This window comes from Levilactobacillus tujiorum (assembly GCF_012641185.1).
GTDB lineage: Bacteria > Bacillota > Bacilli > Lactobacillales > Lactobacillaceae > Levilactobacillus > Levilactobacillus tujiorum.
The window spans coordinates 63444-74492 of sequence record NZ_JAAXLK010000015.1 but is presented as its reverse complement, the minus strand read 5'-3'; the positions used below and the strand labels follow the sequence as shown (position 1 = coordinate 74492).

The following is an 11049-nucleotide window of genomic DNA, read 5'->3' as shown; positions in this document are numbered from 1 at the left end:
AACTTTCGTAGGATTGCAACGCGTTATGATAAGCTCGCTCATGTTTATCTGGCTACGGTTTACATTGCCTCAATTTGCATCTTACTTAAGTAGTTTTCAGACGGACCCTAGTTCAAAGAAAGAGTTTTAAACGGCCCGAGCAAAATATCGTATTCATTGTAGATGAAGCTCATCGTTCGACAGCGGGTGATATGCTGCAACGTGCTAAGGATGGGTTTCCGCATGGGGCGTGGGTCGGTTATACGGGAACACCGCGCTTTGATGGTATTACCACGCGTGAAATATTTGGCAATCTGTTACATGCTTATACGATTCGTGAAGCAATTGCTGATCGTAACGTACTGGGTTTCAAGGTCGATTTTAATACAACGTTATCTGAAGACGTTTTAAAGAGTCAGTATTTGCCACAATTTTATCAGCGTGAGCATCCAGACTGGACGATGGAGAAGATCAATTATAAGATTGATCATCTGTCACGTGAGGATATGGATGATACCGTTAATTCTGGTGTATATGATGATAATGAAGATCACGTCAAACTCGTGGTCGATGATATTATCAAAAAATGGCGTAATCGTTCTGTGAATGGTCGATACAGCGCGCTCTTGACAACTCATGTTGGTGGTCGTAAAGCATCTTCACCAATGGCGATGAAGTATTTTGATGAATTTCAGCGACGTAACGCGGAGGCTGATGCTGACCACCAGTTGAAGGTTGCAGTTACCTTTAGTCAGGATAATTCAAATGGTGAAAATATGCTCGGAACCAATACGGGATTGCATCGGGCGATGATGGCGTATAATCAGTTATTTGGAACGACGTTTGGTGACGATAACGTTCGCGGCTATACGGAAGATGTTGTCTCGCGGTTGAACCGAACCGTTAGCAATGATCCGGCTGATTATTTGGACATCGTCATTGTGATTGATCAATTGTTAACGGGATTTGATGCGCCCCATTTGAATACCTTATACGTTGATCGAACACTCCAAGGGGCTAACTTGATTCAAGCCTATTCCCGAACTAACCGCATTCAAGATATGCAGCATAAACCGTATGGGCGAATTGTTAATTACCGATGGCCAGCACAAGCTGAAAAGCTGATGAATGATGCGCTGAAGATTTATGCGGATCCGCATTCTGCAGATGTCCCGATTGACCTACCGGGAGTGATTGATGTGTCTGACAATGGTAAAGATACCGGCGTGGTCGCCCCAACATTCGAAGAAACCAAGGAATCGACGATCAAGGTGTTGGAGCAGTTAGCGGACTTAACGGATGAGTACCAACAGATTCCACGAGGCACAGCTGAGCAACAGCAGGCATTTCAACTGTTAAAACAATATAATCATCAGATTGCGTTGCTTAAGCAGGATGATCGGTATGATTATGATAATCCTGATGCGTTGCTGGCTGAAATCGGGATCAGTGAGGACCAAGAAGTTCGGCTGACCGCTACTATTGCCAATGAGCTTGAGGATAAGTTAAAGCCAATTGGTGGTAATGACGGTAGCGTCGTTTATAGTGATTTTAAGCTAGAGATGGAGCACGTCAATGAAGTTGAAGTCGATTATGACTACTTGGAAGAACTAATTGCCCAGTTTCTTAATGAAACCAATGCTGGCGAAACAGATGCAGCTGATAAGAGCTATCAACGCATTAATGATTTGGCAGATCAATTGGATGATCGGCAGTATGGTAAGCAAATCAAGCGGATGACCTCAGATGTTCACAATAATCAATTAGCATCGGGGTTAGTTAAGTCTTATCCGGTTAAGGCTGACGATGTTAAGGGAATATTAGACGAGCATAACAAGCGGAGTCGTCGGGCCGCCATCGTAGAATTTCGAACGAAGTGGGGCCTGGTCGATGCCGAGGGCGTTCGTGATTGGATCAATTCAGCGTTGGATCGCCACGTGGTTGGCAATGATGATTTAAACGAAAATAATGAGGTGACTAATATCATCACTGGCGGGCAGAAGTATTACAAGGCAGATGCCCTTGATGAAGATATTCGGCAGTTATCTAAGATTAAATACCGTAATGAATTGCGGAATGAGTTCAGCAAGTTTGCAGATCAAATCAATCAAGAATTTAAGGAGCCATTATGAGCAAGAGAGAAGAAGCACAGGACATCACATCACAGCTGTGGGCCATGGCCAATGATTTAAGAGGGAACATGGATGCCAGTGAATTTCGGAATTACATTTTAGGATTTATGTTCTACCGGTACTTATCGGAGCACCAGGAGATGCACTGGAAGCGCTCAGGACTGTTTGATTTGGCAAATGGAGAGTCGGTTAACGAGGCTTACCTCAAGGTTCCTGAAGACGAAATTAAGGACTATCTCGAAGATGCGGCAAGTGAACTGGGTTACGCTATTGCGCCACAATTTACTTGGCGGACGATCACAGAAAAAGTGAAGAATAGTAGAATCAAGCCATCGGATTTTCAAGATATGTTTGATGATTTTAATCAAAATGCACAGATTAATCCCAACTCGCAACAGGATTTCCGAGGTATCTTTAACGATGTTAATTTAGGGAACTCTCGATTAGGAAATAGTACTGTCTCACGGGCACAAGCGCTGAGTCGGATCGTTAAATTGGTTGATGAATTCGAATATAACGATGAGAGTGGTCACGATATCTTGGGGGATGTTTACGAATATCTGATTGCCAAGTTTGCTGGAAATTCCGGAAAAAAGGCAGGGGAATTCTATACACCTCACGAGGTCTCAAAAGTCTTAGCAAGATTGGTGACGATTGATTTTAAGGCGGGAGACTCACAATTCACGGTTTATGATCCAACGATGGGGTCTGGTTCATTGCTGTTGACTGTTCAAGAAGCTTTGAATGAGGCCGGATTCCATGATCGCGTACACTTCCATGGTCAAGAATTGAATACAACTACCTATAATTTGGCGCGGATGAATCTGATGATGCATGGCGTAGATTATCAGAATATGGATTTACGGAATGCAGATACCTTGGAAATGGATTGGCCCGATGGTACCGATGCGGATGGTGTGGACCATCCACGGAATTTTGACGCGGTGGTTGCTAACCCGCCTTACTCTAGTAAGTGGGATAACAATGCTAATAAGCTGAAGGATCCACGCTTCAAGGATTACGGCAAGTTGGCGCCAGCTTCAAAGGCTGATTTTGCTTTCTTGCTTCATGGGCTTTACCACTTATCGGATCAAGGCCGTATGGCAATCGTTTTGCCACATGATGTGTTGTTTCGTGGAGCAGCGGAAGGAAAGATTCGGCAAGCACTTATTGAGAAGAATTACTTGGACGCCGTAATCGGGATGCCAGCGAAGTTGTTCTACTCCACGTCAATTCCGACGACAATTTTGGTCTTCTCAAAGCATAAGCCGACGAAGGATATCTTCTTCATTGATGCGTCAGCGCACTTTGAAAAGGGCAAAAATCAAAATATTCTCCGTGATGAAGATATTGATAAGATTGTTGATACCTATAAAGCTCGTCAGGATGTTGATAAATACGCGCACGTGGCGACGTTGGACGAGATTAAGGAAAACGAATTCAACTTAAACATTCCACGTTATGTGGATACGTTCGAAGAAGAACCACCGGTAGATGTTGATAAGCTGGTGGCAGATATTAAAGACACAAATAATCAGATTAAGTCCTTGCAATCTGATTTGGGTGACATGTTGGACGATTTAGTTGGTCAAGACGCTGTCGCTCAACAGCAGCTTGAGGCTATTAAGAGGATTTTGAAATGATGGATAATAATAAAAAGATGGTACCCCGGATTCGGTTTCGGGGATTTGAGGGGAATTGGAAAGAAATTATATTAGGAGAAATAGCTCAACGAGTTACTGAAAAAAATCGTGATAACAAATACTCAGATACGTTCACTAATTCTGCAGAATGGGGCATTGTTGATCAAAATCAGTACTTTGACAAACAAATCTCAAATCGTAAAAATTTAAGTTCATATTATGTGGTAAAGCCAAACGATTTTGTATATAATCCTAGGATTTCTAAGCAGGCTCCTTATGGGCCGATTAGACATAATGGATTGGATAGAATAGGGGTTATGTCCCCATTATATTTAGTGTTTAGATTATTTGAGGCTGATAGTTTATATCTTGAGTATTACTTTAAAAGTACTCGTTGGTATAAATTTATGTATAAAAATGGTGATTCTGGCGCGCGTGCTGATAGATTTGCGATTAAGGATAATGTCTTTTTCCAGATGCCGATAAAGTTACCTTTAAGAATAGAGCAGAGAAAGGTAGGTCTTCTCTTGAAGAAAATTGACCACCTTATCGTTGAAACTGATAAAGTGGTAAGTGATACTCGAAAGCTTAAGCAGCTATTGTTAAGGAATATTTTTGACCTCGTTTGGAGATTTGAAGGGTTCAATGATCCTTGGGAGCAGCGTAAGCTTGGAAAATTAGTAAGAGAACTTGATAAGAAGGTTTTAGGATCATTGAACTTACCGATTGCAACTTCTTCAAGAAGTGGCTTATGGTTGCAAAAGGATTACTTCGATCGTTCAGATGAGAAAAATCAAAATACAGTTATGTTTCACCTGCTCCCAAAGGGATTTATCACATATCGTCATATGTCGGACGATGCCAAATTTCATTTTAATCAAAATAATTTTTCAACAGACGTTTTAGTTAGTAAAGAATATCCGGTGTTTTCTGCAATTGTTCCAAGAGATCAGAAGTTTATTTTGTACTATCTTAACAATAGTTCCTCATTCGCAAAATTTGCTTTGGAACAAAAAAAAGGAGGGACCCGGACAAGACTTTACTTTAAGAACTTGAAATCATTTAGCTTGAAGGTACCTGAAAAAAGTCAGGAGAGGCAAAATATTGGTGATTTGTTTTTTGAATTTGACAACCTTATCGTTGCCAATGAGAAAAAGTTGGACCAACTCAAACAATTGAAGAAGTATTTGATGCAGAATATGTTTGTTTAATTAATTATGTCCAATGTAGTATTGGCGCTGCCAATGGGTGAAAGGATACTTAAGAATCGATTCGTATCACTCGCATTTTGAATAATGATTCAGGTATAAATAAGTTGTTTAACGTGAAGACCGTTAGATGGCTTATTTATTTTGGGGAGGTATTCAAAATGGAAGATGATGTACGTTTTTGGCAGTACTTTAAACAGTGGATGGAACTTTATAAGGTAGGGGCCGTCCGACCAGTTACTTATCGCAAGTATGAGATGACCTGTAAGCAACTTGCATTGTTGGCGCCGAATCTAAGAATACATGAACTGACGCGTCTCACCTATCAACAGTTACTCAATGATTATGCAGAGACTCATGAGAGACAGACGACAATGGACTTCCATCGGCATCTTAAGAGTGCTTTGCTGGATGCTTTGGAAGAGGGGCTTTTAGATCGTGATCCAACGCGAAAAGCAATCATAAAGGGCACAGCTCATCAGCAGCATAAGATTAAGTATCTTCATCAATATGAACTCCAAGCATTATTAAATGAGCTTGAGTTGGAGGGTGAGGTAAATTGGGATTATTTTATTCTGTTAATTGCTAAAACTGGTTTGCGTTTTGCAGAAGCTTTAGGAGTAACACCAGATTCATTTGATTTCGCACATCAAACTCTGACGGTTGATAAGACGTGGGATTACAAATCAAATGTTGGAGGATTTGCGCCAACTAAAAATGAATCATCAGTCCGTAAAATACCTTTGGACTGGCAGACGGTCATTCAATTTTCTCAGCTAACTAAGCACTTGCCGGGTGATCAGCCAATTTTTGTCAAAGGGAAGGTTTATAACGATACGGTAAATCATTATTTAGAACGTTTATGCAAGAAGGCACAGGTTCCTGTAATTTCGGTTCATGGGCTTAGACATACGCATGCGTCATTATTATTGTACGCTGGGGTAAGCATTGCTTCAGTAGCTCGTAGATTAGGTCACTCTAATATGACAACAACACAACAAACTTATATTCATATTATTCAAGAATTGGAAAATCAGGACAATGATAAGGTGATGAAACATTTAGCAAGTCTTATTTAAAGTATTCGAAATGAATTAAAAAGAAAGGACAAAATTGCGCCAACTTAGTTGGTGCAATTTTGTCTTGTCGTTCATTGGCAACGATAAGGTTGTCTAGTTGCTGTAACTCTTGACCGATCCTTATTTGCTCATCAACATCGGGTACAAACACCTTAATCTTTTCAATTGTTCTTTTTGACAAACTTGGGACTCCGGTTGATTCATCATATTTTTTCCAATTGATACATGCAGATAAATAAAAAAGAAACTTAAGGTCAAACTTTTCCGAGTCTCGAACTGTAAGAAAGAAAAGCGTATCAACAGTCCAAAATGGTGCTCGCAAAAACTGAGGATTGTCAATTGTACCCTTTCTCCCTACGCCAACTGCATCGACATTAGAGAGTGATTTGTCAACAGACCGCAAATATCCGCCAGTTCCATAGACTGGGACACTACCAGAACCAAGAGATTTATAATCTCGTCCAGAGTTGACAATAATTACTTCTCCTAACTTACGCTGCTCCCAAGCAAGTGGCGATTTCTACTTAATAAATTGGGTTATGTTTGGGAGCAGCGTAAGCTAATTTGGCGTTAAACAATTAGGAACATGAGGTAATAAAAATGATGGACAGCAAAAGTTTTATCCCCAGAGTTCGTTTTAAATCTTGCTATAATCCTTGGATTATCGGTCCTATTGGCGACTTTTTGGACGAAAGAACGGAACGTTCCTCTAAGGGCGAACTCTTATCGGTAACCATTGATAGTGGGATTGTTAAGGCTAGAACATTAGAGAGAAAAGACAATTCTAGTAAAGACAAAAGTAACTACCGTGTAGTGCGAAAAAACGATATAGCATACAACTCTATGCGGATGTGGCAAGGCGCAAGTGGGAGATCTTCATATGATGGAATTGTGAGCCCTGCGTACACGGTATTATTACCAAAACACGGTGTAAGTACTCGCTTCTTTTCATATGCATTCAAGCAAACTAAAATGCTTCAGGTATTTCAAAGTAATTCTCAGGGATTGACGTCCGATACTTGGAATTTAAAATTCAATCTTTTAAAGAGCATAAAAGTTATTACACCATCATTAGACGAACAAGAAAAAATTGCTGAAGTTTTACTGAAAATGGATAGGCTTATCGTTACAAGTGAGAAAAAGGTATTTGAGTTAAAAAGGTTAAAAAGGTTATTGCTACAGAACATGTTCAATCGATTTTGGAGATTTGATGGCTTCACGCTTCCTTGGGAGCAGCGTAAGCTAAATGATTACCTGACAGAAAGCCTAATTAAAGGCTCAAGTGGATCGAATTCTAAGAAACTTACTGTTAAGCTATGGGGAAAAGGGGTTGTTCCGAAGGTAAATAATTGGAGAAAGGGTAGTGAAAACACCAAGTATTATGTTCGTCATACAGGACAGCTTATGTATGGCAAATTGGACTTTTTACATGCGGCGTTTGGCATAGTTCCTAAGAGTTTAAATAATTTTGAATCTACAATCGATTCTCCTGCATTCGACATTTCTATAAAGATTAATTCGAAATTTTTATTGTATTCAGTTCTGCAAAGAAGGTTTTATGTCAAACAAGGGAGTATTGCAAATGGCTCAAGAAAGGCAAAGCGTGTCCATGAAGCCACTTTTTTGGAAATGTCTATTCATGTTCCAGAGATTAAAGAACAAAGCAGGATTAGCGGTTTACTTGATATTATTGAGAACCTTATCGTTGCCAATGAACGTTACCCATATCAAACAAAACAAAACAACTCCCGCTGATGCAATAAATGATTTAGATAAAAGTGATGAATACAATTCGTAATGTGTGGTCGGATTTCCACGAAAAATCTAAAATTTCAGAGTTGGATTTGTCTCAAAAAGATGGAACACCTAGCAGATCAACCAGAATCGAAGAAAATTCAAAATTCACTAAGATTCATGTATATTTATCACACTCTTTGGAACCAGCCAAGCCGATCAGTCGTCTTTTAGTTTAGTTGATCAATTAATTGATGATGTCTAACAAAAGTGACTACCACCAAGCATTATTTTGGTTATATTTCTTGTCGCCCATCACGTTAACCGGTATAATAGCCATATCCATAAAGAGAAGGGAACGAAAACAATGCCAATTGTTAACATCGATTTAATCGCCGGTCGTTCACAAGACCAGCTCAAGGCTTTAGTTCAAGACGTGACCACTGCGGTGACTAAGAATACTGGTGCACCAGCCGAACACGTCCACGTGATCCTCCGTGAAATGCAACCTAACCGTTACGGCGTGGCTGGCGTTTTAAAGAGCGACGAAAAGTAATTAAATTTTCCAGAATCTTATAAACCGCCACCAACCCCGATTTAGTCGTCTTGGTGGCGGTTTCATTTGCAAAAACGTTTGGCGCGGCGTACACTTTTCGGTATACTAGAAACAAGTGCGATATCACGGTGAATCTAGGCCGTTGCTAACAACGAATGAATGGAGAGTCTATGACAATGAATGATCAACAATACATGATGGCAATTGACGAGGGGACAACAAGTACTCGGGCTATTTTATTCGACCGGCACGGCCAAATTGCAGGACAGGCACAACGGGAGTTCCATCAATACTTCCCCCAACCTGGTTGGGTCGAACACGATGCCAATGAAATCTGGAACGCGGTCCAATCCGTCATTTCCGATGCACTGATTGATTCGGACGTTCAACCTTACAAGGTGCGCGGCATTGGGATCACCAATCAACGGGAAACCACCATTGTGTGGGATAAGAAGACTGGCGAACCGATTTATCATGCGGTGGTTTGGCAATCCAAGCAAACCAGTGATCTGGCCGATCAACTGAAGGCAGACGGGTACACCGAAGCCATTCATGATAAGACCGGGTTAGTCATTGACTCTTACTTCTCTGCGACTAAGATTCGCTGGATCTTGGATCACGTTGAAGGGGCCCAGGAGCGCGCTGAACGCGGCGAACTACTCTTCGGGACGATTGATACCTGGATCCTCTGGAAGCTGACGGGTGGGCGAGTACACGCTACCGACTACACGAACGCCAGCCGGACCATGCTCTACAACATTCATGATCTTAAATGGGATGACGATATTTTAAACTGGCTGAACATTCCGGCGGCCATGTTGCCAGAAGTACGGTCATCATCTGAAATTTACGGCTACACGGCGGGGTACACCTTCTCTGGGGTACAAGTGCCAATTGCCGGGATTGCCGGAGATCAACAGGCCGCTTTGTTTGGGCAGACCGCCTTTGACAAAGGGATGGTCAAGAACACGTATGGTACCGGGGCCTTTATCGTGATGAACACCGGTGAAGAGCCAACGCTGTCGCACAATGGACTACTGACGACGATCGCCTACGGACTGAATGGCAAGGTCACGTATGCCTTGGAAGGGTCCATCTTTGTGGCGGGTTCTGCCGTACAGTGGCTGCGTGATGGGATGCGGTTCTTTGAGCACGCCAGTGAATCCGAGAAAATGGCCGTTGATGCGAAAACTACGGGTAATGTCTACGTCGTCCCAGCCTTTACCGGTCTCGGAGCACCGTACTGGAATCAGGAAACTCGGGGTGCCGTCTTCGGCTTGACCCGGGGAACCACGCGTGAACAATTCGTCCGGGCAACGGTTGAAGCGATTGCGTACCAGACGCGGGACGTTGTGGATACGATGACGAACGAAACGGGCCTGAACATTCAGTCACTGAGTGTCGATGGTGGCGCCGCGAACAACAACTTCCTCATGCAGTTCCAGGCCGATATCTTAGATACGCCGATCAAACGAGCTGCCATCAATGAGACGACGGCGCTCGGAGCAGCATACTTAGCTGGTCTAGCCGTTGGATTCTGGCCGGATATGGATGCTATTCGCCAGATGCACGCTTTACGCGATGAATTCACGCCGCAGATGACGGCTGATAAACGTGAAAAATGTTACCAAGGTTGGCAGGCGGCCATTAAGGCAACGCAGGCTTTTGAAGATTAGAGAGATAATAGGCTACCATTGACCGCGTTGGTCGGTGGTAGTTTTTTGTTAGGAGGAGTTGCGAGATGGCGCTCGACTATTTGCCAGTCATTAACACGCATTTCACATTATTTGGGGGTCACTTAGAGACGGTTCCCGCCGATTGGCAGTGGCCGGCGGAGGAGCATCCCGCCTTTGAGTTGATGTATATTTTAAAAGGCCGGCAGCGGACGATTACAGAGACAGAGGAGTTAGTGCTCCAGGCGGGAGAATTGGCGATCATTCCGATTGAGACGCGGCACGCCAATTTTGCGTTGGATCATCGTGCCATGACTTATTTCTGTCTGCATTTTAATTTGGACGATCCGGCGCTACGGTATTTGTTGATTCGCGAGTATGCCGGCCGAATTATTACGCCCCAGGATGCGATTTATTCGCAGCTAAAGCAACAGGCGGAAGCGCTAATCGCGATGATTGGGCCAAATTATACGCTGGCGGATCAACTGGATCTTCAAGTCAGCGTGATTGATGTGATTATGACGTTGGTGAAGGATTTGAAGGCCACTGGTAAATTCTCACCCCAAGCGGCGGACGTGGACCAATTCAGACTGTGTCATCAGTTAGCCAGCGATCTCAAAGCACAGTTGGATTATCAGGTCTACCACGCCGCCGTACCTCAGCCGCTCTCAGTGGCTAAAATTGTTGCGGGGCGAAACATTTCGCAAAGCTATGCCCTGAAACTTTTTCAGAAATATTATCATGAGTCGCCGCAGCAGTATCTCATTAATTTAAAATTGACCACGGCTAAGGAACTATTGCAGCAGCCCCGGGCCCGCATTAATGAGGTTTCGGCTAAGCTCGCTTACGCAGCACCCAGCCATTTTACGCGGGAATTCAAGAAACATTTTCACCAGACGCCCCGGGAATATCTCAAGGAGCTGAAAACAAATAGTACGAATTAGGGATAGTTTTAAACGAATTATCCTCTTTTTTGTGGGCAGGATTTGGTTACAATGATTACTGTAAGCGTTTTAAAAACGAGTGACAACAAAAGTTAAGGAGT

8 protein-coding genes and 3 pseudogenes are annotated in these 11049 nt (G+C 42.7%); 10 read left to right on the top strand and 1 reads right to left on the bottom strand.

What is annotated here, in order from left to right:
• The 6 genes and pseudogenes from HF569_RS08515 to HF569_RS08495 form a co-directional block, all read left to right on the top strand.
• A pseudogene (locus HF569_RS08515) lies at positions 1-93 on the top strand (IS5-like element ISLpl3 family transposase); the annotation flags it as partial.
• 44 nt (positions 94-137) lie between these two features.
• Positions 138-392, top strand: a pseudogene (locus HF569_RS12525) (DEAD/DEAH box helicase family protein); the annotation flags it as partial.
• 48 nt (positions 393-440) lie between these two features.
• On the top strand, positions 441-2111 hold the full coding sequence (locus tag HF569_RS12600; protein WP_332870970.1) for a type I restriction endonuclease subunit R, EcoR124 family: 1671 nt from the start codon (positions 441-443) through the stop codon (positions 2109-2111).
• Positions 2108-3754 carry a type I restriction-modification system subunit M gene (locus HF569_RS08505; protein WP_168902095.1) on the top strand — a complete coding sequence of 549 codons (1647 nt, stop codon included), beginning with the start codon at positions 2108-2110 and terminating at the stop codon, positions 3752-3754. Before HF569_RS12600 ends, HF569_RS08505 begins: the two co-directional genes overlap by 4 nt.
• Positions 3751-4965, top strand: a complete 1215-nt coding sequence (locus tag HF569_RS08500) for a restriction endonuclease subunit S (RefSeq protein ID WP_168902094.1) — start codon at positions 3751-3753, stop codon at positions 4963-4965. The genes HF569_RS08505 and HF569_RS08500 overlap by 4 nt, the downstream gene beginning before the upstream one ends.
• Before the next feature lie 158 nt (positions 4966-5123).
• Positions 5124-6041, top strand: a complete 918-nt coding sequence (locus HF569_RS08495) for a site-specific integrase (RefSeq protein ID WP_168902093.1) — start codon at positions 5124-5126, stop codon at positions 6039-6041.
• On the opposite strand, the pseudogene HF569_RS08490 reads toward HF569_RS08495, so the two are convergent.
• Positions 6034-6537, bottom strand: a pseudogene (locus tag HF569_RS08490) (restriction endonuclease subunit S); the annotation flags it as partial. The gene HF569_RS08495 and the pseudogene HF569_RS08490 sit on opposite strands and share 8 nt — an antisense overlap.
• Before the next feature lie 104 nt (positions 6538-6641).
• Here HF569_RS08490 and HF569_RS12415 point away from each other — a divergent pair.
• The 4 genes from HF569_RS12415 to HF569_RS08470 all read left to right on the top strand — a co-directional run bounded on the left by HF569_RS12415 (position 6642) and on the right by HF569_RS08470 (position 10948).
• The gene (locus HF569_RS12415) at positions 6642-7796 is read left to right on the top strand and encodes a restriction endonuclease subunit S (RefSeq protein ID WP_232842597.1); all 1155 of its coding nucleotides are present in this window, start codon (positions 6642-6644) and stop codon (positions 7794-7796) included.
• 271 nt (positions 7797-8067) lie between these two features.
• A complete protein-coding gene (locus HF569_RS08480; protein WP_211089686.1) occupies positions 8068-8331 on the top strand; it encodes a 2-hydroxymuconate tautomerase in 264 nt (87 codons plus the stop codon).
• A 176-nt stretch (positions 8332-8507) separates the two neighbouring features.
• Complete coding sequence (glpK, locus tag HF569_RS08475; protein ID WP_168902092.1) at positions 8508-10007, top strand: glycerol kinase GlpK; 1500 nt, start codon at positions 8508-8510, stop codon at positions 10005-10007.
• Positions 10008-10072: 65 nt separating this feature from the next.
• Positions 10073-10948 (top strand): helix-turn-helix transcriptional regulator, encoded by an 876-nt coding sequence (locus HF569_RS08470; protein WP_168902091.1) that lies wholly within the window; start codon positions 10073-10075, stop codon positions 10946-10948.
• Positions 10949-11049 lie beyond the last annotated feature (101 nt).

Excerpts from the sequence above, each read along its gene's own strand:
- HF569_RS12600 (WP_332870970.1), top strand. The coding sequence starts at position 441 with ATGGAGAAGATCAATTATAAGATTGATCATCTGTCACGTGAGGATATG.
- HF569_RS08505 (WP_168902095.1), top strand. The coding sequence starts at position 2,108 with ATGAGCAAGAGAGAAGAAGCACAGGACATCACATCACAGCTGTGGGCC.
- HF569_RS08500 (WP_168902094.1), top strand. The coding sequence starts at position 3,751 with ATGATGGATAATAATAAAAAGATGGTACCCCGGATTCGGTTTCGGGGA.
- HF569_RS08495 (WP_168902093.1), top strand. The coding sequence starts at position 5,124 with ATGGAAGATGATGTACGTTTTTGGCAGTACTTTAAACAGTGGATGGAA.
- HF569_RS12415 (WP_232842597.1), top strand. The coding sequence starts at position 6,642 with ATGATGGACAGCAAAAGTTTTATCCCCAGAGTTCGTTTTAAATCTTGC.
- glpK (WP_168902092.1), top strand. The coding sequence starts at position 8,508 with ATGAATGATCAACAATACATGATGGCAATTGACGAGGGGACAACAAGT.
- HF569_RS08470 (WP_168902091.1), top strand. The coding sequence starts at position 10,073 with ATGGCGCTCGACTATTTGCCAGTCATTAACACGCATTTCACATTATTT.